Origin of the sequence: Pseudomonas savastanoi (genome assembly GCF_020917325.1) — a bacterium.
GTDB lineage: Bacteria > Pseudomonadota > Gammaproteobacteria > Pseudomonadales > Pseudomonadaceae > Aquipseudomonas > Aquipseudomonas amygdali.
Map to the genome: position 1 here is coordinate 2,790,386 of NZ_CP076652.1, position 24,343 is coordinate 2,814,728.

The window sequence follows — 24,343 nt, forward strand, 5'->3', positions numbered from 1 at the left end:
ATGAGCCTTCCACGGGTCGCCCTTATCGGCGAATGCATGATCGAGTTGCAGCAGCATGCCGACGGCAGCCTGCGTCAGAGCTTCGGCGGTGACACGCTCAATACGGCGGTTTACCTTGCCCGATTGTTGGGTGAGCGGGCCAAGGTGGATTACGTCACGGCGCTGGGTGATGACAGCTTCAGCGATGCAATGTGCCGGATCTGGGCCGATGAGGGCATTGGTCTGGGCAAGGTGCAGCGCCTGCCGGGGCGTTTGCCCGGGCTCTACTGCATCCAGACCGATGCCAATGGCGAGCGCCGTTTTCTCTACTGGCGCAACGAAGCCGCCGTACGGGACTGTTTCATGACGCCCGCGGCCGAGCCGATTCTCGCGGCGCTGGCCAGCTACGACGTGCTTTATTTCAGCGGTATCACCCTGGCGGTACTTGGCGAGCAGGGCCGCGCCCGATTGCTGGAAGCGCTGGGCCGTGCTCGCCAACGTGGGGTCAGGGTTGCCTTCGACAATAACTATCGGCCTCGGCTGTGGGCCAGCGTGGAGCAGGCCCGTGAGGCCTATCAGGCATGTCTGCAGCATGTGGATCTGGCGTTGCTCACCGAAGACGATGAGCAGGCGCTCTATGGTTATGCAGACAGTGAGCAATTGCTGGCGGCCTATCGGGGTCGTGGCATCGGTGAGATCGTCGTCAAGCGCGGCGCGCAAAGTTGTCTTGTGGAAGCCGGCGGCGAGCGTTTCGACATTGCGTCGCAAAAGGTCGAGCGCGTCGTCGATACCACAGCAGCGGGGGATTCGTTCAGCGCTGCCTATCTGGCCGCCCGGCTCACGGGGGAACAGCCGCGACAGGCTGCCGAAGCCGGTCATCGCCTGGCCAGTGTAGTGATTCAGCACCCGGGTGCACTGGTGCCAAAATCGGTCATGCCAGTCTGATAGCACCTGCGACGGAACATGCAGTTGATCGGCTAACGCACTGACAGACAAGCATTTCGCTGGAACCTGCGCGCAAATCCGGCCACCATAGGCGACCTTTTTGCCTGCAAGCCATCCACCGGAGTCTGCGTGCCTGACGACCTTCCTTCTGCGCTTCCTCATGACCTGGATGTCGATCTCATGCCGCCTCGGCAACTGCCGTTTTTCAGGCGTCTGTTATCGCGCCTGATCGGCCGCGGCCTCACAGGGCTGGGTTCGCAGCATATGCCGTCGTGGTTCCAAGGCCATGCCGATGGCTATCTGAACGGGCACATAGAGGGCGTACGCGAGGGTTATGCCGACGGCTACCTGGATGGTGAAGAAGCGGGGCGTCAGGTGCTTGTCATCAACGATACTCGACCTGTCCGACATCGCGGCCCCAAGGTTGACGACCATCTGTTCGACGACTGGCGGCTGGCGCTCACGCCCGAACTGAAAAAGCGCATCAAGGCCGATGTCGCCGAAAAGCTCCCTGCGCATGCCCAGCCCAGCACGGCGCAGTGGAAGATGATTTTCAGCGATACCCCGTCTACCTACGTCATTGCCGGGGCGGGCGCAGGCAAATCCACATCGCTGGTGCTGCGTATTCTGTTGTTGCATCACTACCTGGGCTTTGAGCTGAGCGCGATGACAGTCGTGACCTTCACCCGCGAGTCGCGCAAGGACTTCATCGGCAAGCTGATTGATGTCATGGCCCTGTGGGGGCATGTGACGGGGCAGAAACAGGCGCGTGACCTGGTTCGCACCTTTCACTCGCGTATTCTGCCGCTGGTGCGCAGCCTGCCGGGTTTTGAGCAGCTCAGGGCGTTCGAGAACCTGAGCAGCCAGTCATCCGGCCTGGAAGAGGCGGACAGCAATCCTTTCGACCTGCGGATCAACGACGCGCAGCGTCAGCAACTCAATCTCTGCTACCGCGACCTGTACGCCGGCAATGAGCGTTTTCGCGAAGTCATGGCGCCGCTGTATCGCCATGCCTTGCAGCTCAAGGAACTGGATCGCGACCATCCTGACGTGCAGAAACGTGTTGCGGTGACCGAGCTGTCCTCGAAACGGGATGAAGAGTGGTGTGACACTGTCGAAGACTTGTGGATTCGCGCAGGGGGCTGGCCTATAAAGGGCATTGAGCCTATGCGCCAAGCTGTTGAAATAAATGGCTTTCCCTTTTGTTTTCACGGCTATATCGCCGAGCTGGATGCCTGGGTTGTGCTGGGCCTGGACGCCAGTGAAGACCAGCAAATCAAGCGCCCGGGCGCCAAATTGCCAGTGTGGGCCGAGGGGGTCATAAAGCGCACCCTGTTTCAAGCTTTCTGCAGTAAGCCTTTGATCTGGCTGGATAATTATCAGTCTGCCAGCAAGCTATTGCAGTCATTGGCGGGCGACGCAGTTGCCGGGCCCGGATTCGACTATCGGGTGAAGGGTGAGCTCGGTGCTGCGCCGCTACTGGACTGTTTTGTCACCGCCGCCAGCTTCATCGAGAACCTCGGGCTGGACGTACCCAATGCCGTGTCCGAGATGAGCTTTGCCAGCGACGACCCGGATCGTTTCTTCTTCGAAGCGCTGAGTCTTTTCTGGAAAGCTTTCGAAACGCACCTGCTGGCTCAGTCGCCTCCGATCATGACCTATAACCGGATGTTTGCGTTGTTCGGTGAAACATCGCCGGAAAACCTCAAACACGTCAGCGACCAGATGCTCAGACCGCTGTCGCATTTGATGATCGACGAGTTCCAGGATGTGTCGCCGCAGATCGTCTCATGGATACGCGCCAGCCTGCGCGAAATTCGGCGTCGTGGTCCCGCTCTGCATACAGGCCGGATCGCTCAGCATTCATCACTGCTGTGTGTCGGCGATGACTGGCAATCGATCTACGGCTGGCGCGGCAGCTCACCCAAGTATTTCATGGAGTTCGCCAGGGAGTTTTCGTCACCGGCGACCACCAGAGTCATGCTCAGTGACAACTTCCGCAGCCATCAGCACATTATCGATGCCGCCGAGCATATTGTCCGGGCTGCTCCGGCGATTGCGGGCAAGAAGGCTCGTGCCAGCGGCATGCCGCAAGAGTTGCTGCCGGTCAAGGTGCTGGATCGTGACGAAGACGAACTGGCCGAGCGTGTAGCCGAGCACTACAACGACGGTGACTCGATTCTGCTGCTGTACCGCAAAGGCAGCGAGAAAAGCCGGTTCTCGGAGCGTTTGCAGGCATTGATCGATGCTGACGCGGCGATGGGCGCGCAAGGTCGTCGCATCAGGACGTTGACGTACCACAGTTCCAAAGGCTTGCAGGCGGATGCCGTGTTTTTGTTGGGTGACTGCCAGCATCTGACTGTCTCGCCTTACAAGAATCAGGTTTACCGTTTGGCAGGGCTGGGTGATGCGAGCGATCTTCAGCCCTTTGATACAGCGCAGAAGGATGAAGTCTTGCGCCTGGCTTATGTCGCCATTACTCGTGCGGCGCGGCATTGCTATTGGTATATCGATCAAGGCACCGGCGGCGGGGAGAACGCCCAGATGCCTAAAGCTTCAGACAGAATTGCCCAGGACAAGCCTTTCTTCGAAGACTTGCGCGGTAAAGTCCGAACAGGCTGAGGCTGTCATCTCAGGAAAAACCGGCGACCTGTTGCTGCGTATGAGTGCCGAACAATTCCAGCTCATCCTCGATGGCTTCGATGATGCGCTCTACATCTGCGGCATTCATCACCGTGGAACACGGCAGGCCGGCGATGGCGACTACTGTCTCACCGCTGGCGCGGTCGAAAAGTCGTGCAATCATGCTGCCGGGAGCATCCATCGAGGCTTCAAAGCCTACCGGATGGAAGTGCCAGCGCATCAGTTGGCACGCATTGGGGAATGTGACTTTGTTCATGACAATGGCCCACCTTAATCAATCGAGCATTTCCCTTGCTCCAATGGGTAGGCAGACAGCCAGAATTCGTCCGGTAAAGCATGATGACGAGACGATAATCAGCGCAGCGGACTATCGGTCGGTCGGGTTGCTTTCCAGCAGGATCGCTGAGCGGTCTGACGAGTACTGAAAATAGCATTTGCCAGCACCGTTCTGGAAAAATTTTTTATGACGCAGCACAAAAAAATCAATTATATGGCTGTCATCATCGCAAGGTATCAATGGGCACGTTCCATGCATTTGTCATTCACCCCGGAGAAGGCCCCGTAGTGAACTGAACTTGCTTGACGAAGGTGGTTTTCATGCCCGGTCTGGGGCAAGCTATCGTTATTGACCCGAGGAGCTGAAAATGCTGAGAAAATCCCTTGCTGCACTGATGTTGCTGGCCTCGACCAGCCATGCGGCGGAGACGGTCAATATCTACAACTGGACGGATTATATCGCCCCGGACACTCTGAAAAATTTTGAAGCGGCCACCGGTTTCAAGACCTCTTACGAGACTTTCGAAACCAACGAGACGCTGAACACAAAGCTGATTGCTGGCCATTCCGGGTACGACCTGGTCTTTCCGTCCATTCATTTCATGGGTCGACAGATTGAAAGCGGCTTGCTCAAGACCCTCGACAAACGGCAGCTCCCCAACTGGAAAAACCTCAACCCGGTTCTGCTCAAGGCACTGGAGGGCAGTGATCCGGGCAACCAGCATGGGTTTCCCTACCTGTGGGGCAGCACCGGGATTGGCTATGACATGGCGAAGGTCAAGGCCATTCTTGGCAAGGACACTCCGCTTGACTCATGGGATCTGGTGCTCAAGCCGGAAAACATGAAAAAGCTCGCCCAGTGTGGTGTCGCTTTTCTGGACAGCGCACCGGCACTGATCCCTATCGCTCTGAACTACCTCGGCCTGCCACCGCACAGCGAGGTGCCGGACGACTACAAAAAGGCCAAGGCGCTGCTGGATGACGTACGGCCGTACGTGCACAATTTCAGTTCAGCCGACTACATTGGCGACCTCGCTACGGGCAAGATCTGTGTGGCAGTGGGCTACTCAGGGGATATTTCCCTGGCGCAGGAGCAGGCCCAAAAAGCGGGCAACAACATCACCATCAGCTATGTGGTTCCAAAAGAGGGTGCGCCGATGTGGTTCGACATGATCGCCATCCCGGCTGATGCCTCTGATGTCAAAGGTGCCTACGCGTTCATGAACTACCTGCTGCGCCCCGAAGTGATCGCCAACATTACCAATACGGTGCATTACGCCAACGGTAACGAAAAGGCCGACGCCCTGATCAATCCCGGCCTGTGGACGGATACCACTGTCTATCCAGACGCCGACATGCTGAGCCGCCTGTTCGTGATGTCTCAGGTCCCGGTTGATATCGAAGCGATGCGCCAGAAGCTCTGGAAGGAGTTCAAGGCCGATAAGTGAGGCTGCGATGCGACTGGCGTCAAATGATGTGGGCCTGATGCAGCTCGGTCAGTGCCTGAGCCTTCAGCCTGGCCAGTAGCGGATCGCGGCGATCTCTTGGTGTTTGCAGCCCGACCGGCAGTTGCTGGGTAATCGTACCGGGGCGGCTGCCCATCACTAATACCCGGTCGCTCAGGTACAACGCCTCGTCGACATCGTGAGTCACCAGCAACAGGGTGATAGCGTGACGCTCGGCCAGTTGCAGCAGCAGGTCCTGAAGCTTCATTCGGGTAAACGCGTCCACTGCGCTGAAAGGCTCATCCAGCAGCAATACGGCAGGGTGCGAGTACAGACCGCGAGCGATGGCCACGCGTTGCGCCATGCCTCCGGACAACGCTTTTGGCAGAGCATCGGCGAAACCGGACAGGCCCACTTCATCGATCAATTGACCGACCCATCTACGGTCGTAGCCAGCGTCGTCGCTGAAGCCGATATTCTGTTCGACGGTCAGCCAGGGCATCAGGCGCGGTTCCTGAAACACAAACGCGACTTCTCCCTCAATGTTGTCCACCGAGCCACGAAAGTCCTGCTCCAGCCCGGCGACAATTCTGAGCAGCGTGCTTTTACCACAACCGCTTGGCCCCAGCAGGCTGACGATTTCACCTGACTGTAACGACAGATCGATGTCATGCAGTACGGTATTGCCAGCGAATGCCTTGCGGTCGACGCGTATATTCATCAACGATTCCGACATTTATCAACCCTCGCGGCTTTGGCCGGTGAATGTGTCCCGCCAGGCCAGAAAGCGTTTTTCCAGGCCTGCCAACAGGCCATCGCTCAACTTGCCCAGTGTTGCCAGAACGATGATGGCCGCCAGCACGATGTCCGGGCGCGAGGTTTCGCGTCCGTCACTGAGCAGGTAGCCCAGGCCTTTTGTGGCAGCGATCAGCTCTGCGGCCACCAGAAACATCCATGACAGGCTCATGCCGCTGCGCAAACCGGTGAACAGGCCGGGCAGGGCGGCGGGCAGAAGAATACGCCGGGTCAGGCGATAGCGGCTGAAGCCATACATCTGGCCGACTTCTACCAGCTTTCGGTCAATGCCCCGAATTGCGGCCACGCCGTTGAGGTAGACCGGAAAAAACGCACCGATGGCAATCAGCACAATCTTGGATGTTTCGCCAATGCCCAGCCACAGCAGCAGAAGCGGCACCCAGGCCAGGCTGGGGATGGAACGGAGCCCGGCGAACGTTGGCTCCAGATACGCCTCCGCCTCACGACTGAGCCCCACCCACGCGGCAAATACCAAGGCCAGGCTCGCGCCGATCACAAAGCCGCTGAGCACACGCAACAGACTGGCACTGATGTGTTTCCACAACGCACCCATCGGCCAGATCGCGCAGTGTCAGCACGATCTCGCTGGGTGCTGGCATCTGGTAGGAGGGCAGCCAGCCGATGCGCACGATAATTTCCAGCAAAACAATGATTACAGCGGGGACTACCAGGCCTTTGAGGGGCGTTTTGTAGCGCTGCCAAAACCTGCGCTGCGCCCTGTCAGGCAAGGCTGCCTGCGCACAGGCAGGCAGGGACTTGTCTGGGCTGGTCATGGCGTTGCGATCACGGCTTTGGAAAACTCGGGCGTGATCAACTGATCGATCACCTGTTCGACATTCACCCCTTTGCGCACCAGGTCTTCGGACACCAGAATCGGTGCTGCGGACTTGGATGCTTCTACATCTTTTTCGCTCAGTTGCGGGTTGCTCAGGTCTGTGCGGGTCAATTGCAGCCTGGCGACTTCCAGCGGCAGGCCTGACTCGTCAGCCAGCAATCTGGCCAATTCGTCGGGGTTCTTCAGCGCCCATTCGCGGGCTTTTTCATAAGCGCTCAATACCGTCCTGATCGCTTGTGGATGTTCATCGGCATAGGTTTGCGTGACGCTCAGTACGCCATAACTATTGAAATCCTTGTTGCGGTAAAGCAGGCGCGAGCCCGACTGGATTTCACTGGCAGCCATGTGCGGGTCAAGTCCGGCCCAGGCGTCCACATCACCTTTTTCAAGAGCTGTGCGACCATCGGGGTGTTGCAGATGCAATAGCTCGACATCATCCTTTTTCAGTCCGGCTTTCTGCAGGGCGCGCAAGGTGAACAGGTAAGGGTCGGTTCCCTTGGTGGCGGCGATTTTCTTGCCTTTGAGTTCGGCTACCGATTGCAGAGGCGAATCCTTGCGTACGACCAGCGCCGTCCATTCTGCCCGGCTGTAGACATACACCGATTTGATCGGGCTGCCGTTGGCCCGTGCCAGCACCGCAGACAGGCTGGCCGACGAAGCAAAGTCGACGCTGCCACTGTTCAGGTATTCCAGCGAGCGGTTGCTGCCCTGGCTCAACACCCAGGTGACTTTCGCCTCCGGCAGGGCTTTCTCCAGCCAGCCAAAATGCTTGAGCGCCAGGCTGACCGGCGAATAATAGGCGTAATCCAGGCGGACTTCGGCAGGCGCGGTTTCACCGGCCTGTGCTACCCCTTGCAGGCTCAGTGCCAATGCGCAGGTCGTTAGCATCCAGCGAATCATGGTTCGCGGCGTCTGCAACCGAAAAGAAATAGGGGGTTGTGGCATAGTGAGCGTCCAGATCAGGGAGACAAAGGCTGCAAGACTGGTTTGCATATTTCAAAAACAGCAGTCCAGAGCGCATGAAATTCACAAATGGAATATTGCATGCTCTGTGCCAAGGGTCTGAGTGCTTGAACAGCAAGGTTTCAGGCAGTTTTCCGGTGTGAGTGGTGTTGATCTGGCAGCAAGGTGTTGAGCCGCTGTTGCTTGGGGAACAGTAAGGCTCGCGGCCTGTTTTTCGACGATTTTCTGACAGTTTTTCTGCTTGCCGGCTGATTTTTTTTCGCCAGGTTTGCAACAGAATCGTTTTTTGACACTCCTAATCGTCCACATTCTTAATTTCGAAACATGTGCGCACTAATATTCGCGCGTAATCCATGAGTGCGCGCTCACTGCGCCCTTGTTCGACTGATCCGCAGAAATTCTTGGGGCGAGCTGCATAAGCCTGCGTATTCGCACCAGCCAGATGGCTGATCCCTTTCAAATGCGCACCGGACTCAGAAAATAATGAATATGCCGAAAATGCCTTCGATCACCCGACTCCAGCGCCGCATCGCATGGTGCTTCTTCCCATCATTGCTGGTGGCTTCTGCCCTGGCCCTGTTCACCATGGGCAAGGGGGTTCATGCCGAGCCCAAGAACGGCACGCAGACACTGGTATTTCTTCGTCATGCCGAAAAACCGGCCATGGGGCTGGGGCAACTGAACTGCCAAGGGCTCAACCGGGCCATCGAACTGTCGGAGGTCCTGCCCAGGGAATTCGGCAAGGCTGACTTCATCTTCGCCGCCAACCCCAGCCGGCATGTGGAAGAGGGTGAGGGCGACCTGTCCTACAGCTACGTGCGTCCGCTGATGACGGTAGGGCCCAGCGCAATCAAACTGGGTCTGCCCGTCAACCTCGACTTTGGTGCCAACGACACCGCAGACCTGGCCGATGAGCTGATGCGGGACAAGTACCACAACGCAGTTATCTACACCGCCTGGTCGCATGGCTACCTGCCGGAGCTGATCAACAAGGTTGCTGAAGAAGCGTCCGGCAAGAGCACTAACCTGCTGGATGACTGGACGAACGATGATTTCGACTCAGTGATTGTCGTCACCCTGAAATGGGTCGATGGCAAGGCCACGCTCGATTACAAGAATCAAAAACAGGGCCTCAACAACGGCACCGAGACCTGCCCTGAGGCGACCTGATCTCGAACCACAAACGTTTTCAGCCGTTGAGCGACTTCATCGACTCCGGGCTGTAACGCTCGCCCGACACGGCCCCTTGCGCCGGGAAGATCGCATCCAGTTGAGCCAGCTCATCGGTACTCAGCGTCAATGAAGCCGCTGCCACGTTGCTTTCCAGGTACTTGCGCTGTTTGGTGCCCGGGATCGGAATGATGTCGTCGCCTTGAGCAAGTACCCAGGCCAGCGCCAGTTGCGACGCGCTGACGCCTTTGGCCGCAGCCAGTGCCTTGACCTTTTCTACCAGTGCCAGATTGCGTTTGAAATTTTCGCCCTGAAAGCGCGGGCTGAAACGACGATAGTCATCGGCAGCGAAATCGTCCGGGGTGCGCAATGCGCCGGTCAGAAAACCACGGCCCAGCGGGCTGTAAGCCACGAAAGCAATACCCAGGCGACGGCAAGTGGCGAGCACATTGTCGTGCTCCGGGTCGCGTGACCATAACGAATATTCACTTTGCACGGCCGCCAGCGGATGCACGTTGTGGGCTCTTTCGATGGTTGCTGCACTGGCTTCGCAGATGCCTATATGGCGAACCTTGCCAGCCTTTACCAGCTCGGCCATGGCGCCGATGGTGTCCTCAATGGGCACATTGGGGTCGACACGGTGCTGATAGTAGAGATCAAGATAATCGGTATTCAGCCGTTTCAGGCTGGCATCGATGGACTGGTGAATGTACGCCGGGCTGCCATTCACGCCACGCGCATGCGGGTCATCGCCACGCACGATGCCGAACTTGCTGGCCAGGTAAATACCTTCACGCTTGCCTTCGAGAGCCCGGCCGAGCAACGTCTCGTTGGTATGCGGGCCATACATGTCAGCGGTATCAAAAAAAGTGATACCCAGTTCCAGCGCGCGGTGCAAGGTGGCGATGGATTCCTTTTCGTCGATGCCGGTGGTGTAGAAGTCCGACATTCCCATGCAGCCCAGTCCGATGGCAGAAACCTGCGGACCGTGGTGACCCAGTTGGCGAGTAATCACAATGAACTCTCCTGATCGTTGAAAGAGCCGTCAAGTCTCTACGCTTTGGCTGGCGCAATAAACCGGGTGTTTCTTATTTCACTGTTTTGAAAATCCGAATAATCGACGTCTACGAAGCGCGAGAGCGTGCGGCGTCAATCCGACAAACCGTACTAGTCACAAAATCACCAGTGGAGTACAAATGTACTCCATGAGCACATTATCTCCCCGTCGCAGCGCAATCCTTACCTTCATCCGCGATCGCATCGCGCAGCAAGGGCAATCGCCGAGCCTGGCGGAAATTTCCGAGGCTTTCGGTTTTGCTTCACGCAGCGTGGCGCGCAAACACATTGTGGCCCTCACCGAAGCCGGGCTGATCGAGGTCGTAGCGCATCAGGCCCGTGGTATTCGGCTGCTCAACAGTGAGCCACGGCCCGAGTTGCTCGAACTTCCGGTATTGGGGCGCGTAGCTGCGGGCGCACCTATCGGGCCGGACCTCGATATTCACACCACACTGCATCTGGACCGCAGCACGTTTACCCGTGTGCCGGACTACCTGCTGCGCGTGCAGGGCGACTCGATGATCGAAGACGGTATTCTCGATGGCGATCTGGTCGGCGTGCACCGTAACCCGCAGGCCAGTGACGGGCAGATCGTCGTTGCCCGCCTGGACGGCGAAGTCACCATCAAGCGCCTGCAACGCAGTGCCGATCAGGTGCGCCTGTTGCCGCGCAACCCGGCCTACGAACCGATCATTGTCACGCCTGATCAGGACTTCGCCATCGAAGGCGTGTTCTGCGGGCTGGTCCGGCGCGAATGATGGGCGCGGTGGTCAGCCTTGACGCCTTGCTGGATGAGCGCAGGGTCTGGAAAGGCCGTCAGCAGAGCGCGCCGCAGGTCAGCCCGCACCCCAGTGGCCATGCATTGCTGGACAGCGCCTTGCCCACTGGCGGCTGGCCTGCTGCCGCCCTGACTGAAATCCTCATCCCGGCCAATGGCAGTGGGGAGTTGCGTCTGCTGTGGCCAAGCCTGGCAAGGTTGTCTGCGATAGCTGAGCGCATTGTGCTGGTTGCACCGCCCTACATTCCGTACCCGCAAGCCTGGCTGGCCGCCGGGGTCGATCTGCGCCAGCTGGTTGTCATTGAGGCAGGCCCGCGCGATGCCCTGTGGGCTGCCGAACAGTGCCTGCGTTCCGGCAGTTGTGGCGCGGTCGTGTGCTGGCCCGGCATGGTCGATGACCGTGCGCTGCGACGTTTGCAGGTGGCTGCCGAAACCGGGCAGACCCTGGCGTTTGCCTGCCGCCTGCAGCAGGCCGCCGCCAACCCGTCACCGGCGGCCCTGCGCATCGCTGTCGACACCCGACCCGCACAATTGCGGGTGCTCAAGTGCCGTGGCGGGCTTGCGCCGCCTTTCCCCATTCCATTTTCGACCGACGCTTGAGGTTCTTATGCTCTGGGCCTGTGTCTTGCTGCCGCAACTGGCGCTCGACGGCGTCATGCGTCGTCGTAACGATCCCGATGAGCCTCTGGCGCTGATCAGCGGCAGTGCTCAACGTCGCGTGTTGCAAGCCGTCAATCCGGCGGCGCGTGCGCTGGGTTTGAAAGCCGGGCAGTCACTGACGGCCGCTCAGGCGCTGGCGTCGAACTTCTCCATGGTCGAGCATGACCCGGCCGACATCGAGCGCTTGCAGCAACTGCTCGCGGCCTGGGCATACGGTTTCAGCTCCAATGTCAGCCTCAAGTACCCTCGAGTGCTGCTGATGGAAATCGAATCCAGCCTCAAGCTGTTCGGCCCTTGGCCGGTGTTCGAGGCACGCCTGCGTGAAGAGTTGACCGCGCAGGGTTTCCGGCATCGCATCGTGGTTGCGCCCAACCCGATAGCCGCACGGATGCTGGCCAACATGCATGACGGGCTGAGCATTGATTGCCCGCAGGCGTTGCGCCGCAGCCTGGAGCATATGCCGCTGGAACGCATCGGTCTGAGTCGTGAAACCGCCACGGCCCTGACACGCATGGGGCTGCGCTCTGTGCGGCAGGTGCTGGCCCTGCCGCGCGATACACTGGCGCGGCGGTTCCCGGCCAGCGTGCTGCAGCATCTCGACACATTGCTCGGCGAACGACCGGTGGCACTGGAGTGCTACACACCGCCGGATTTCTTCGATGTACGCATCGAGCTGAATTTCGATGTCGAATCCCATCAGGCCCTGTTGTTTCCGCTCAAGCGGCTGATCGCCGATCTGGCCTTGTTCCTGGCCGGACGCGACAGCGGTGTGCAGCGATTTTCCCTGCATCTGGAGCATGTTGAAGGTCCGGAGACTGTGGTACCCGTCGGACTGCTGAGTGCCGAGCGCGATGCTTCGATGCTGTTCGAACTGGCCCGCGGCAGGCTTGAGCAGGTGCTGGTCGCGTCGCCGGTACGTGCCGTGCGCCTGCTGGCGCGAGACTTGCCGGATTTTGTCCCGGCGCACCGCCAGTTGTTCGATGAGCGCGTGCAACAGACCCTGCCCTGGGAGCAACTGCGCGAACGCCTGCGTGCGCGACTGGGCGACGAGTCTGTAAATGGCTTGCGCGCTCAGGCCGATCACCGCCCTGAATGCGCCTGGCAACCGCACAGCACAAGCAAAGCGGTCTTGCCAGCCAAAGGTTGTATGCGCCCGGGCTGGTTGCTGCGAGAACCCCAGCCGCTGCCACTTCATGCCACGCGCATCGTGGCCGGGCCCGAGCGAATCGAATCAGGCTGGTGGGACGGCGGCGATGTACGTCGCGACTACTATCTGGTCGAAACCTCCAACGGCCAGCGCGCCTGGGCCTATCGCAGCGTGGGCGAGCAGGGTGAACTGCTGCTGCATGGCTGGTTCGCATGACCAGCGAATACGCCGAGCTGCATTGCCTGTCCAACTTCAGTTTTCAGCGCGGCGCCTCAAGCGCCCGTGAGCTGTTCGAACGTGCCTTGCGCCACGGCTATCAGGCGCTGGCCATCACTGACGAGTGCACGCTGGCCGGTATCGTACGTGCGTGGCAGGCGTCCATCAGCACCGGCCTGCCGTTGATCATCGGCAGCGAAATGCACATCGAGAACGGGCCGAAAGCCGTGCTGCTGGTGGAAAGCCAGACAGGCTATGAGGCGCTGTGCAAATTGATCACGGTGGCACGCCGCAGAGCCAAAAAAGGTGAATACCGGTTGTTGCGTGAAGATTTCGAGCCTGCGCCGGACGGGTTGCTGGCCATATGGCTGCCGGATATCGAAGGCGACGCGCAAGCCTGTCTGGCGCATGGCCGCTGGTTGCGTGAGCGCTTTGCCGAGCGCCTCTGGCTCGGCGTGGAGTTACATCGCGGCGCGGATGACGAGCAGCGTCTGGCCGACTTGCTGGCGCTGGCTCAATCATTGGGTATCCCGGCAGTAGCCAGTGGTGATGTGCACATGCACGCACGCGGCCGGCGTGCCCTGCAGGACACCATGACTGCCATTCGCTATCGCACGACCGTGGCCGAAGCAGGGCACCTGTTGTTTGCCAACGGCGAGCGCCATTTACGGCCACTGGATGCGCTTGCCGAGCATTACCCGGACTGGCTGCTGGCCGAATCGGTGCGTATTGCCCGGCGCTGCACGTTTGATCTCAAACAATTGAAATATGAATACCCGCACGAGCTGGTCCCCAAAGGCCAGACACCTACGTCGTGGCTGCGTGAACTGACCGAGCGCGGTGTCCGAAAACGCTGGCCGAAGGGGCTGACGCCAGCTACCCGTGCGCAGGTCGAGAAGGAACTGGCGCTGATCGCGGAAAAGAAGTTCGACAGCTACTTTCTGACCGTGCATGACATCGTCGAGTTTGCCCGCAGCCAGCACATCCTTTGTCAGGGACGCGGCTCGGCGGCCAACTCGGCAGTGTGTTATGCGCTGGGGATCACCGAGCTGAATCCGGAAAAGAGCAATCTACTGTTCGAGCGCTTCATCTCCAGAGAGCGCAACGAGCCACCGGACATCGACGTGGATTTCGAGCATGACCGCCGCGAAGAAGTCATTCAGTACATCTTTCGGCGCTATGGCCGGGGCCGGGCGGCGCTGACTGCTGTCGCTAGCACTTATCACGGCTCCGGCGCGATGCGTGACGTGGCCAAGGTGCTGGGCTTGCCGCCAGACCAGATCAATGCCCTGGCCGAAGCCTTCAGCCGCTGGAGCGATTCATTGCCGTCGCCTGAACGCTTGCGCGAATACGGCTTCGATGCCGACACGCCGATCCTCAAGCGCGTGCTGGCGCTGACCGGCGAACTGATCGGTTTTCCCCGGCACCTGTCGCAACACCCGGGTGGCTTCGTGATTTCCGAACACCCGCTGGACACGCTGGTGCCGGTGGAGAACGCCGCGATGGCCGACCGCACCATCATCCAGTGGGACAAGGACGATCTGGACCTGGTCGGCCTGTTGAAAGTCGACATCCTTGCACTGGGCATGCTCAGCGCCTTGCGCCGCACGTTCGATCTGGTGCATCTGCACCGGAGCAAACGCTGGACCCTGGCAAGTCTGCCGGGCGACGACCGGAAAACCTACGAAATGATCAGCCGCGCCGACACCATCGGCGTGTTTCAGATCGAGTCGCGTGCGCAGATGGCCATGCTGCCGCGCCTCAGACCGGAAAAATTCTACGACCTGGTCATCGAAGTCGCCATTGTCCGGCCAGGGCCGATCCAGGGCGATATGGTTCACCCGTACCTGCGGCGGCGCAATGGCGAAGAGGCAGTCACCTATCCGCCCAAGCTTGAATCCGTATTCAAGCGCACCCTGGGTGTGCCGCTTTTCCAGGAGCAGGTCATGGAAGTGGCCATTCTGGCCGCCGACTACACCCCGGGCGAAGCGGACGAGTTGCGCCGCGCGATGGCCGCATGGAAACGTCACGGCGGGCTGGAGCCGCATCGCGAACGGCTGCGTACGGGCATGCTGAAAAAAGGCTATGAAGCGGACTTTGCCGACCGGATCTTCGAACAGATCAAGGGCTTTGGCAGTTATGGTTTTCCCGAATCCCATGCCGCCAGTTTCGCCTTGCTGACCTACGCCAGTTGCTGGCTCAAATGCCACGAGCCGGCAGCGTTCACCTGTGCGCTGATCAACAGTTGGCCGATGGGGTTTTACAGCCCGGATCAATTGTTACAAGACGCACGTCGCCACCACATTGAAATCCGCCCAGTGGATGTGCGCTACAGCGATTGGGATTGTTCGCTGGAGCCGCTCGATCATCCCGACCGCACACGCAATCTGGCGATTCGCCTCGGGCTGCGCATGGTCCGTGGCTTTCGTGAGGAAGATGCCTTGCGCATCGAAGTCGCGCGCGCGAAACGCCCGTTTGTCGATGCCACGGACCTGACGTTGCGCGCCGAACTGGACTCGCGCGCCGCCGAAGCACTGGCGGATTCCGGTGCCTTGCGCGGCCTGATCGGCCATCGGCACCGGGCGCGCTGGGAAGTGGCCGGGGTTGAGGCCCAGCGCCCGCTGTTCGACGACCTGCCCAGCGAAGAAACCCAAGTGATCTTGCCACTGCCGACTGTGGCCGAAGACCTGGTGGCCGACTACACAACGCTGGGCACTACCCTGGGCCCGCACCCGCTGGCCTTGCTGCGCCGGCAACTGGCTGCCAAGCGCTTTCGCAGCTCACAAGACTTGTTACACCTGGAAAACGACCGGACCCTCAGCGTGGCGGGGCTGGTCATTGGCCGTCAACGACCGGGCACCGCCAGTGGCGTGACCTTCGTGACGCTGGAAGACGAATTCGGCATGGTCAACGTCGTGGTCTGGCGCGACCTGGCCGAGCGTCAGCGCAAGGTGCTGGTGGGCTCGCAACTGCTGCAGGTGTTCGGGCGCCTGGAATCAAAAAGCGGCGTACGGCACCTGATTGCCCAGCGTCTGTACGACCTGACGCCGTTGCTCACCGGGCTGGATGTGCGCAGTCGGGACTTCCAGTAATCGGGCCTGTAATTTGCAGTAGCAATCGGTACATCCTGCCACCGAGAAGCCCTGTATGTACAAAGACTATCCAGCCGCTTACCAGGTCAGCAAAGGCGCGGCGCTGCAAGTGGACACTGCCTTTTATGAGCGCATCCGCACGAATGCGCAGCAACGCACCCTCGTCGAACAGTTCGAAGTGCCGATTCGTACCGGGCGGGCCTGGAAGGTCAAGGCCGGTCAGGTGTTTCGGGTCACCACACCGGTGGGCCCGCAGGTGGGTGATTTCAATGTCTGGAACGCCAACGACCCCCGCGAGCGCCTGTGGGCTGCGCGCACGCGTCAGTTGCAGGGCGCGCATGTCAGTACCCACGACCGGTTGTGGTCGAATCTGCCGTTTTTGCGGCCAATGGTAACCATCACCGATGACAGTCTGGCCAGTTACGGAACCGACGAGCACGGCGGCCGCCTGCATGACCTGCTCGGCACGCGTTGCGATCCCTACGTCAACAAGATGCTGACCGGCGAAGACTTTCACCATCACTGCCATTCCAACCTGACCCGCGCAGTGCTGCCGCACGGGCTGACCGAGTTCGATGTGCACGATGTGCTGAACATCTTCCAGTGCACCGGCCTGAACCATGACGACCTGTATTTCATGAAAGCCTGCCCGGCGCAGAAGGGCGACTATCTGGAGTTCTTCGCGGAAATCGACCTGCTGTGCGCCTTGTCGACCTGTCCGGGTGGCGACCTGTCATTGCCGATGTGGGGGCCTGATGCGCAGGACCCGCTGAGCGTCTGCCGACCGCTGGGCGTCGAGATCTACGACCTCGACGCGTCGCTGCTGGACGGCTGGCAGTCCCCCGAGCGCGCGGCTTACAACGGCCTGCATGGTCTGCAGATCGCCAAGGCCGAGTGGGAGCAATAACCGCTCAGGCCGCGCGAGCCATTCTGCGCAGCCCCCAGACCATCGCCGCCCCCAGCCCGAGCATGGCCAGCAGCAGTGCCGGGTAAGCCACCCACCAGTGCAGCGGGGCGGTCATCATGCTGAATTCCGACATGCCGCCGATCCCGGCAATCAGGTTCAACGGCAAAAACACCACATTGATCAAGGTCAGCTTGCGCAGCAGGGTGTTGGTGCTGTTATTGACCAGATTGCCTCGCGCATCCATCAACCCGGCGAACACCGTGGAATAGATCTCGGCCTGTTTGTAGCACTGATCGTTCTCGATGATCATGTCGTCGATCAACGCCAGGCTGTCGGCTGCGTATTGCCGGCCTTGCGCATGGTTGCGCAGACGCGTCAGGACCGCACCGTTACTGTGGATGGCATTGATGTAATACACCAGACTTTCGCTGAGGTTGAACATCTGCAGCAAATGGCGGTTTTCCAGGGAAGAGTTGAATTTCTGCTGCAATTCCCGGGCGACCATCTTGATGACTTTCAAATGGCCCAGATAGTGATGAATATTGTTGAACAGCAGCTCCAGAAGGATATCCAGCGGCTGGTCCAACGGGCGGTGAGCTCCCAGCGCGCTCAAGGGTTGCTCGTCATCGCAGATCAGCAACAGCTGGTCCCGGCTCAACAGCACGCCAAAGGACGAAACGTCGAACGAGAAGCTGTCCTTGCCCGAATAGTTCTCGGGACGTTTCCAGATGACGAACAACGCATCAGGGTGAAACTCGATGCGCGAAATTTCGTCCGGGTCGAGTGCCGAGGCAACGGCATGCTCATCAAGGTGAAATCGCTCCAGCAATAATCTGCGTTCCCCGGCATCCGGTTTGCTGAACCACAGCACCTGAGCCTTTTGCGGATCACATGCCAGCAACTGGTTGTTGTCGAGTTTCAGGCCCTGAATCATCGTTTCACCATGCCTGACCGAGGCGCTTGAGCTCCAGACGGCGGACGAACTCTTCCAGCACCAGGCTGTAAAGATCATCCTGCAGATAAGCGTCTTCGATGCCGGCATCCAGGTTCGGGTTGTCGTTGACCTCGATCACCACCACGTGATCGCCTGACTGTTTCAAGTCCACGCCATACAAGCCGTCACCAATCAGGTTGGCGGTCTTGAGCGCCAGTTCGACCACGGCGCGCGGCGCTTCGTGCACCGCCAGCGTGCGGCATTCGCCAATCACCTCGGCGCCGATCGCCTTGTGGTTGTAGATCTGCCAATGCCCCTTGGACATGAAGTACTGGCAGGCGAATATCGGTTTGCGATTGAGAATACCGATGCGCCAGTCGTACTCGGTGTAGAAAAACTCCTGAGCCAGCAGCAATACCGAGTGCTCGAACAGCTGGGTCGTTGCCGTGTGCATTTCCTCGGGTGTGCTGACCTTGATCACGCCTCTGGAAAAACAGCCATCGGGAATCTTCAATACCAGCGGGAAACCCAGGCGTGTGGCCACGTGTTGCAGTTCTTCCGGGCGGTCCTTGTAGAGGATTTCCGTTCGCGGCATGCCCAGATCATGGCTTTTGAGCAGGTCGGTCAGGTACACCTTGTTGGTACAGCGCAGGATCGAGGTTGAGTCATCCATGACCACCAGCCCCTCGCTTTCGGCTTTCTTGGCAAAGCGATAGGTGTGGTTGTCAACGCTGGTGGTTTCACGAATCAGCAGCGCGTCGTACTCGGCCAGTCGGGCGTAGTCTTTCTTTTCGATCAGCTCGACATCGATGCCCAGACGCTGACCGACGCGGATGAAATTGGCCAGCGCCTCAGGGTTGGAGGGCGGCAGCTGTTCCTGCGGATCATGCAGAATCGCCAGGTCGTAGCGGGCCATGCGCCGCGAACTGGGCTGGCGCCAGACGTTGCGGCTGAAGCCCTCCAGCGCCGTGGCGAACTCATCCTGCTGATCCTCGCGCAGACGCGGCAGAGCTCCGGCCTTGATACCGGCAATGTGCCAATTGTCGCGCTTGCGAAACTCCACCATCAGGATCGGGCAGGGGAAGACTTCAAACAATTGACGGGCGAGATCCTTCAACGGCTCAAGTGTGGTCTGACCGAAGTACAGCGTCAGGGTAAACCCTTCGGTGTCGTCATAGGGATGGTCCTCAAGTGCGGTCTCCAGCAACTTGTCCAGGTCATCGAGTGCCAGGCCGTAGAGTGACTTGCGGGTCAATTCGCTGATGGTCTTTACCGAGGGAATGACATTGTGCTGGCGCGCTTCGGCCAGCAGGGAACAGTAATAACCATGGCCCAGGTATTTGTAGCTGCGGCACAGGTTGATGACTTGCACACGCTTGCCTGCCGTGGCTTTCAGCGGTTTTTCCAGATAGTCCTGGGCGCTGATCAAGTCTTCGCTGGGGAAGTACGATGCCCAGTCTTCGAGCCGTTCGACAATAATCACCAGTTGCCTCTGCGCTGCAAAGAGTGTTGTGGGGTCTGCTCGTCGGGTTGTTGCTGAAAGCGCAAGTTGCGCAGATACTTCGTTCATCTTCACCTGTGCCGCTGACATGTGTAATCGATCCGATGGGAAACAAGTCCTTTCTATTAAGCATGTGCTTTTTGAAATGTCCCGTTTCGTTACACAACTTTTACGGCGGTGGAGATGGACTTTATATTTCGAGATGCAGTTGAAACCGATGTCGATGATTTGCTGCTTCTGGAGAACCAGTGTTTTGACGGCGACCGTCTGACCGAGCGCAGCTTTCACTGGATGATTCGCCGCGCCAATGCCAGCCTGATCGTCGCCGAGCAGGCCGGACAGCTCACCGGCTATGCGCTGGTGCTGTTTCATCGGGGCACCTCGCTGGGGCGTTTGTATTCGCTGGCGATTGCCGATGCGGCGCGGGGCAAGGGGCTGGGCAAGCAGTTGTTGCAACGTGCCGAGCAGAAGGCCGTGGGCCGCGACTGTGCTTACCTGCGCCTTGAGGTGCGCCCTGATAACCACGCGGCTATCGGGCTGTACGAACGCAATGGTTACCGGCGTTTCGCTCAGGTCGACGACTATTACCAGGACCATGCCCCGGCCTTGCGCTACGAGAAACGTATCGTTGAGCACGCCCGGCTGGACAGTCGCTCAGTGCCTTACTACCAGCAGACTCTGGAATTCACCTGTGGCCCGGCCTGCCTGTTGATGGCGATGAAGGCTCTGCAACCTGCGCGTTTGATGGATCGCGCCGAAGAACTGCAGATCTGGCGCGAGGCGACCACGGTGTTCATGACCTCCGGCCACGGTGGATGCAGCCCTCAAGGGCTGGCGCTGGCTGCCCGGCGACGGGGCTTTGCCGTGAAGTTGCTGGTGTCGGTAGCAGGCCCGCTGTTTCTGGGCGGCGTGCGCAGCGACAACAAGAAACAGGTGATTCGCCTGGTTCACGAGCAGTTCTGTCATGAGCTGCGTATCTGCGGTGTAGAGACGCTGCCCAACCGCTCATTGAACCTGCCGCGCTTACTGGCCGAGGGGGGCAAGCCGCTGGTGCTGATCAGCAGCTATCGCCTGACACGCTCCAAGGCACCGCACTGGGTGATGGTCACCGATTGCGACAGCGATTTCGTCTACCTGCACGATCCTGATATTGATCACAGCCTGCATCGCCAGGCCATCGACTGCCAGCATATGCCGGTAAGCCATGCCGACTTCAACCGCATGAGTTGTTTCGGCACCGATAAACTGCGCGCCGCAGTGATTGTGTTTGCCGCGCCTGTGGATGATCATGCATGCGCTTCCCAAGCGGCTTCAACAGCCCGGCCACAGGATCCCGTACATTGATCAAGTCAGCCCTCAAGGCCCTTTGCGCATTGGCCATCGCCGCGAGCCTGTCGGCCTGCATCAGCGCGCCAGTCCCTCTGACGCCAAAAACTGCCGAACAGTTGCGGCAGCAGCCACCGGTGCGCTTTCTGCTGAGCTTTGATGACGGCCCCAGTGCGTCGACTTTTTACAACCCCAGTATCACCGTACTCGACAGCCTGGCCGACAATCCGTTGCAGCCGAACATCAAGGCCGTGTTCTTCGTGCAGACCGGTGCCACAGGCGCAGGCAACAGTGATCAGGGGCGGGCGATCATGCACCGTCAGCATGCAGAGGGGCATTTGCTCGGCTTTCATACCGCCACGCCGCACCACACCAATCATCGTTCGTTGACCGATGAGGAACTGGAGCAGTCCCTGACCCAGGGCTGCGCCATCATCGCCTCGATTACCGGTGTGCCGACCACGTTGTTGCGCCCGCCGTTCTGGAACTACGACAAGCGCACGTTCAGCGCCTACCAGCGTCACGACCTGCATGTATTACTGACTGACCTGAGCGCCAATGACGGCAAGATCTGGGGCTATAACTTCAGCCTGCGCCGCCGTTCCAACATGGTCAGCCAGCTCTCGCAGGTACGCGAGCGCATTGCCGCAGGAGAGCTGTCTGCGGTGGACGGGGTGATTCCGGTGGTGGTGACCTTTCACGACCTGAACCGCTACACCGCGCGGCATGCGCGGGAGTACCTGCAGATTCTGGTCGACAGCGCTCATCAGACCGGCGTGCGGCTTGCCGACAAGCCGTTCTACGACGACAGCGCGCAGTTACAGCGCGCTGCTCTGGCGCGCACGGTCAAGGACGCGAGTCAGCCTGTCAGTCTGCCCGGTGCATGGAACTGGATCTGGGACCATAACGCTCACTGACGCCCGGTCAGACCAAGGTGTTCTTGCGCACATGGCCACCCTGAACAATCATCGCCAGATGTTCGCCCTGACCGACCAGACAACCGATATCGCTCAGCGGGTCGCCATCCACCACCAGCAGATCGGCTATCGCACCGGCGCTGATGCAACCCAGTTCACCCTCGCGCTGGAGTATCTGCGCCGCAACACTTGTTGCACTGCGTAACGCCGCCAGATTACCGAGCAATTCGGCGCGAATCTTCAGTTCGTGGGTCTGGTACTCGTGCATTTCCCCCAGTAAATCCGAGCCATAGCCCATCGGTACGCCCGCTTCGGCGAACAGCAGCAGGGCGTTGCGGCCGGCCTGACGCACATCCTCGATTTTGGCCACCGAGTCCGCTGGCAGGCCGAAGCGCTCGCCGTACTCGGCAAGCATTTCATAGGTGACCTGAGTCGGCACCGCAAATGCGCCTTTTTCGGCCATCAGTCGGGCGGTGTCGGCATCCACCAGATTGCCGTGCTCGATGGTTCTTACGCCGCATTCGATGGCGCGCCGAATCGCTCGTGCGGTATAGGCATGGGCCATCACGTAGGTGTTCGCAGCGGCGGCTTCGTCAACGATGGCGCGGATCTCTGCCTCGCTGTATTGAGTGTTGGCAATCGGATCGGTTGGTGACGAGACGCCGCCCGAAGCCATGATCTTGATCTGGTTGGCGCCCTGTTGCAGCTCTTCGCGCACGGCCAGACGCACGTTATCGACGCCGTCCACTACGCGGGCGATGGCCCCGGCCCGAAAGCAGCACGAGCAAGGCTCGTTGAGCAGCAATTCGCCCCGTGCGCGCATGTCGCCATGGCCGCCGGTCTGCGACAGTGCTTTGCCCGAAGCGAAGATCCTCGGCCCGGGAATCAGCCCCATCTGGATCGAACGCGCCAGCGCCCAGTCGGCACCCCCGGCATCACGTACAGTGGTAAAACCGCGGTTGAGCATCGCAGCCAGAATCGGTAATGCGCGGTACATGATGATTGCGTTGGGTTGCAGGGCATTCATGCCCAGGTTGGCGTTGGAAGCCAGCACATGCACGTGGCAGTCGATCAGGCCGGGCATCAGGGTTCTGCCGCCCAGATCGATAATCCGCGCGCCAACCGCGGCAGGCTCGCCTTCGGCACGCACGTCGATAATGCGCTCACCCTCGATCACGACTTCCTGGCCGGAAATCAATTGCCCTTTTTGCAGGTCCAGCAGGCGACCGTTGCGCAGGATCAGGCGTGTAGGATCAGCAATACTCATTGGAAAGCTCCAGACAGGAGACGATGGGCAGCAGGCGCACGGTCGCGATACAGCAGCGCACCAATGCCGCTGACGACGGCCGCGAACATGATGTAGAAAGCGGGTGCCAGGTTGCTGCCGGTCGAGGCAATCAGCCAGGTGATGGTGAAGGTGGCAAAGCCGCCGAAAATGGTGACGGCAAAGTTGTAGGCCACCGAAAGCCCGGTGGACAGCACGTGGGTGGGCAGTAATTCGCCAAAGGCCGCAAGGATCGAACCGATGTAACCGGAAATCAGCAGGCCGAGTACCAGCTCGAAGATCAACAGTGAAAACAGCCCCGGCATCTGGTTGATGAACAGAAACATAGGGTAGGCGCTGAGGAAGATGGCAATGGCCGAGCCCAGCAGCCACGGGCGATGCCCGCTACGGTCTGCCAGGGCGCCGACAATCGGTGTGGCGACGATCAGTACCGCGCCGCCCATCATGCCGGCGCTGAAGCCCATCCATGACGGTAGGCCGAGCACGCGCTGGGCGTAGGAGGGGATGTAAAACAGGATGGCATAGGTGCAGACGGTCCACAGTACCACCAGCGAAAAGCTGATCAAAGTCTGGCGCGGGTAGGTCTTGATCACTTCGCGCAGCGGCGATTCGACCGGTTTTGCAGCCTTGTAGGCAGGTGTCTCGTCAACCCGGCTGCGAATATAGAAGCCGACCGGCCCGATCAGCGTGCCGATCAGAAACGGCACCCGCCAGCCCCAGCTTTCCAGCTGTGCCTGGGTCAGGTAACTGGACAGCACCGCGCCCAGCGCGGAACCCAGCAGTACCGCGACGCCGATGCTGGCCTGAATCCAGCTGGAGTAAAAGGCTTTTTTGCCCTCAGGCGCATGCTCGGTCAGGAATGCGGTGGCACTGCCCATCTCGCCACCGGCAGAGAACCCTTGCAGCAGTCGCGCCAGAACAATCAGCAGCGGTGCCAGATAGCCAATTTGCGCGAAGCTGGGCGTCAATCCGATGATCAGCGTCCCCAGCGCCATCAGCAGGATGGTCAGGGATAAAGCCGCCTTGCGCCCGCGCTTGTCACTGTAGATGCCCAGAACAATGCCGCCCACCGGACGCATGAAGAAGCCGACCCCAAAGGTCGCCAGCGCCAACAGGTAAGAGGTCAGCTCGCTGCCGGTGGGGAAGAACACTTTGGCAATGATCACCGAGAAGAAGCTGTAGACAGTGAAGTCAAACCATTCCAGGCCATTGCCGATCACCGTAGCGGTCACCGCGCGGCGTGCCTTTTGTTCATGGGTGCGTGAAGCAGAGGATCGTAATGTGCTCACTGGATAGGCTCTTGCATGCGATACACGCAGGGAGGCCCCCTGCAGTGGCTGCATTGATTAAGGGGTAGGGTTGATGTAAGTGCGGCTGAGTCAGGTCTTTTTGCCCGTTTCAGTCGAGAGTAGGTGTTGGGCCGATTTTAAGAAAACGCTTATTGCGCAGGTT

At 59.7% G+C, this 24,343-nt stretch carries 19 protein-coding genes and 1 pseudogene; 11 read left to right on the top strand and 9 right to left on the bottom strand.

Going from position 1 to position 24,343, the window contains the following annotated elements; translation table 11 throughout:
* Window positions 1-924, top strand: a complete 924-nt coding sequence (gene kdgK / locus KP808_RS12095) for a 2-dehydro-3-deoxygluconokinase (RefSeq protein ID WP_230018581.1) — start codon at window positions 1-3, stop codon at window positions 922-924.
* 129 nt (window positions 925-1,053) lie between these two features.
* Window positions 1,054-3,546: a UvrD-helicase domain-containing protein gene (locus KP808_RS12100; RefSeq protein WP_230018583.1), complete on the top strand. Its 2,493-nt coding sequence runs from the start codon at window positions 1,054-1,056 to the stop codon at window positions 3,544-3,546.
* Between the two features lie 10 nt (window positions 3,547-3,556).
* Here the strand turns inward: KP808_RS12100 and KP808_RS12105 are convergent, their stop codons facing one another.
* Window positions 3,557-3,823, bottom strand: a complete 267-nt coding sequence (locus KP808_RS12105; RefSeq protein WP_002553708.1) for a DUF1652 domain-containing protein — start codon at window positions 3,821-3,823, stop codon at window positions 3,557-3,559.
* Between the two features lie 388 nt (window positions 3,824-4,211).
* On the opposite strand from KP808_RS12105, the gene KP808_RS12110 reads away from it, so the two are divergent.
* The gene (locus KP808_RS12110; RefSeq protein WP_230018585.1) at window positions 4,212-5,291 is read left to right on the top strand and encodes a polyamine ABC transporter substrate-binding protein; all 1,080 of its coding nucleotides are present in this window, start codon (window positions 4,212-4,214) and stop codon (window positions 5,289-5,291) included.
* Window positions 5,292-5,310: 19 nt separating this feature from the next.
* Here KP808_RS12110 and KP808_RS12115 read toward each other — a convergent pair whose 3' ends face one another.
* The 3 genes and pseudogenes from KP808_RS12115 to KP808_RS12125 form a co-directional block, all read right to left on the bottom strand.
* The gene (locus KP808_RS12115; protein WP_058401509.1) at window positions 5,311-6,024 is read right to left on the bottom strand and encodes an ABC transporter ATP-binding protein; all 714 of its coding nucleotides are present in this window, start codon (window positions 6,022-6,024) and stop codon (window positions 5,311-5,313) included.
* A 3-nt stretch (window positions 6,025-6,027) separates the two neighbouring features.
* Window positions 6,028-6,877: pseudogene (locus tag KP808_RS12120) on the bottom strand (ABC transporter permease).
* Window positions 6,874-7,884 carry an aliphatic sulfonate ABC transporter substrate-binding protein gene (locus KP808_RS12125; protein WP_230018587.1) on the bottom strand — a complete coding sequence of 337 codons (1,011 nt, stop codon included), beginning with the start codon at window positions 7,882-7,884 and terminating at the stop codon, window positions 6,874-6,876. Before KP808_RS12125 ends, KP808_RS12120 begins: the two are co-directional and overlap by 4 nt.
* A gap of 501 nt (window positions 7,885-8,385) precedes the next feature.
* On the opposite strand from KP808_RS12125, the gene KP808_RS12130 reads away from it, so the two are divergent.
* On the top strand, window positions 8,386-9,072 hold the full coding sequence (locus KP808_RS12130; RefSeq protein ID WP_011168719.1) for a hypothetical protein: 687 nt from the start codon (window positions 8,386-8,388) through the stop codon (window positions 9,070-9,072).
* Between the two features lie 19 nt (window positions 9,073-9,091).
* Here KP808_RS12130 and KP808_RS12135 read toward each other — a convergent pair whose 3' ends face one another.
* Window positions 9,092-10,087 carry an aldo/keto reductase gene (locus KP808_RS12135; protein WP_058401512.1) on the bottom strand — a complete coding sequence of 332 codons (996 nt, stop codon included), beginning with the start codon at window positions 10,085-10,087 and terminating at the stop codon, window positions 9,092-9,094.
* 181 nt (window positions 10,088-10,268) lie between these two features.
* Here KP808_RS12135 and lexA point away from each other — a divergent pair, with 181 nt between their 5' ends.
* Genes lexA through KP808_RS12160 form a run of 5 tightly spaced genes read left to right on the top strand, consistent with a single transcriptional unit; the run spans window position 10,269 to window position 16,928 of the window.
* Window positions 10,269-10,886, top strand: a complete 618-nt coding sequence (gene lexA / locus KP808_RS12140; protein ID WP_057401353.1) for a transcriptional repressor LexA — start codon at window positions 10,269-10,271, stop codon at window positions 10,884-10,886.
* Entirely contained in the window at window positions 10,886-11,506 is a 621-nt protein-coding gene (gene imuA, locus KP808_RS12145) for a translesion DNA synthesis-associated protein ImuA (protein ID WP_230018844.1), read from the top strand. Before lexA ends, imuA begins: the two co-directional genes overlap by 1 nt.
* A gap of 7 nt (window positions 11,507-11,513) precedes the next feature.
* Complete coding sequence (locus KP808_RS12150; protein WP_230018588.1) at window positions 11,514-12,929, top strand: Y-family DNA polymerase; 1,416 nt, start codon at window positions 11,514-11,516, stop codon at window positions 12,927-12,929.
* Window positions 12,926-16,021 (top strand): error-prone DNA polymerase, encoded by a 3,096-nt coding sequence (locus KP808_RS12155; protein ID WP_230018590.1) that lies wholly within the window; start codon window positions 12,926-12,928, stop codon window positions 16,019-16,021. Before KP808_RS12150 ends, KP808_RS12155 begins: the two co-directional genes overlap by 4 nt.
* Window positions 16,022-16,076: 55 nt before the next feature.
* Entirely contained in the window at window positions 16,077-16,928 is an 852-nt protein-coding gene (locus tag KP808_RS12160) for an urea carboxylase-associated family protein (protein ID WP_003410362.1), read from the top strand.
* 4 nt (window positions 16,929-16,932) lie between these two features.
* Here the strand turns inward: KP808_RS12160 and KP808_RS12165 are convergent, their stop codons facing one another.
* Both KP808_RS12165 and KP808_RS12170 read right to left on the bottom strand, forming a co-directional pair.
* Window positions 16,933-17,862: a magnesium transporter CorA family protein gene (locus KP808_RS12165; RefSeq protein WP_230018592.1), complete on the bottom strand. Its 930-nt coding sequence runs from the start codon at window positions 17,860-17,862 to the stop codon at window positions 16,933-16,935.
* 4 nt (window positions 17,863-17,866) lie between these two features.
* On the bottom strand, window positions 17,867-19,453 hold the full coding sequence (locus KP808_RS12170) for a RimK family alpha-L-glutamate ligase (RefSeq protein WP_003369538.1): 1,587 nt from the start codon (window positions 19,451-19,453) through the stop codon (window positions 17,867-17,869).
* 93 nt (window positions 19,454-19,546) lie between these two features.
* Here KP808_RS12170 and KP808_RS12175 point away from each other — a divergent pair, with 93 nt between their 5' ends.
* Together KP808_RS12175 and KP808_RS12180 are read left to right on the top strand one after the other, a co-directional pair.
* The gene (locus KP808_RS12175; RefSeq protein WP_230018594.1) at window positions 19,547-20,707 is read left to right on the top strand and encodes a GNAT family N-acetyltransferase/peptidase C39 family protein; all 1,161 of its coding nucleotides are present in this window, start codon (window positions 19,547-19,549) and stop codon (window positions 20,705-20,707) included.
* Entirely contained in the window at window positions 20,704-21,606 is a 903-nt protein-coding gene (locus KP808_RS12180; RefSeq protein WP_230018596.1) for a polysaccharide deacetylase family protein, read from the top strand. Before KP808_RS12175 ends, KP808_RS12180 begins: the two co-directional genes overlap by 4 nt.
* A 7-nt stretch (window positions 21,607-21,613) precedes the next feature.
* Here KP808_RS12180 and KP808_RS12185 read toward each other — a convergent pair whose 3' ends face one another.
* Window positions 21,614-22,873, bottom strand: coding sequence for a metal-dependent hydrolase family protein (locus KP808_RS12185; RefSeq protein WP_010202549.1), 1,260 nt, complete (start codon window positions 22,871-22,873; stop codon window positions 21,614-21,616).
* Window positions 22,870-24,180 carry an MFS transporter gene (locus tag KP808_RS12190; RefSeq protein ID WP_230018598.1) on the bottom strand — a complete coding sequence of 437 codons (1,311 nt, stop codon included), beginning with the start codon at window positions 24,178-24,180 and terminating at the stop codon, window positions 22,870-22,872. The genes KP808_RS12185 and KP808_RS12190 overlap by 4 nt, the downstream gene beginning before the upstream one ends.
* Between the last annotated feature and the right edge of the window lie 163 nt (window positions 24,181-24,343).

Excerpts from the sequence above, each read along its gene's own strand:
- kdgK (WP_230018581.1), top strand. The coding sequence starts at position 1 with ATGAGCCTTCCACGGGTCGCCCTTATCGGCGAATGCATGATCGAGTTG.
- KP808_RS12165 (WP_230018592.1), bottom strand. The coding sequence starts at position 17,862 with ATGATTCAGGGCCTGAAACTCGACAACAACCAGTTGCTGGCATGTGAT.
- KP808_RS12160 (WP_003410362.1), top strand. The coding sequence starts at position 16,077 with ATGTACAAAGACTATCCAGCCGCTTACCAGGTCAGCAAAGGCGCGGCG.
- KP808_RS12110 (WP_230018585.1), top strand. The coding sequence starts at position 4,212 with ATGCTGAGAAAATCCCTTGCTGCACTGATGTTGCTGGCCTCGACCAGC.
- KP808_RS12115 (WP_058401509.1), bottom strand. The coding sequence starts at position 6,024 with ATGTCGGAATCGTTGATGAATATACGCGTCGACCGCAAGGCATTCGCT.
- KP808_RS12185 (WP_010202549.1), bottom strand. The coding sequence starts at position 22,873 with ATGAGTATTGCTGATCCTACACGCCTGATCCTGCGCAACGGTCGCCTG.
- KP808_RS12150 (WP_230018588.1), top strand. The coding sequence starts at position 11,514 with ATGCTCTGGGCCTGTGTCTTGCTGCCGCAACTGGCGCTCGACGGCGTC.
- lexA (WP_057401353.1), top strand. The coding sequence starts at position 10,269 with ATGTACTCCATGAGCACATTATCTCCCCGTCGCAGCGCAATCCTTACC.
- KP808_RS12175 (WP_230018594.1), top strand. The coding sequence starts at position 19,547 with ATGGACTTTATATTTCGAGATGCAGTTGAAACCGATGTCGATGATTTG.
- KP808_RS12130 (WP_011168719.1), top strand. The coding sequence starts at position 8,386 with ATGAATATGCCGAAAATGCCTTCGATCACCCGACTCCAGCGCCGCATC.
- imuA (WP_230018844.1), top strand. The coding sequence starts at position 10,886 with ATGGGCGCGGTGGTCAGCCTTGACGCCTTGCTGGATGAGCGCAGGGTC.
- KP808_RS12125 (WP_230018587.1), bottom strand. The coding sequence starts at position 7,884 with ATGCCACAACCCCCTATTTCTTTTCGGTTGCAGACGCCGCGAACCATG.
- KP808_RS12155 (WP_230018590.1), top strand. The coding sequence starts at position 12,926 with ATGACCAGCGAATACGCCGAGCTGCATTGCCTGTCCAACTTCAGTTTT.
- KP808_RS12105 (WP_002553708.1), bottom strand. The coding sequence starts at position 3,823 with ATGAACAAAGTCACATTCCCCAATGCGTGCCAACTGATGCGCTGGCAC.
- KP808_RS12170 (WP_003369538.1), bottom strand. The coding sequence starts at position 19,453 with ATGTCAGCGGCACAGGTGAAGATGAACGAAGTATCTGCGCAACTTGCG.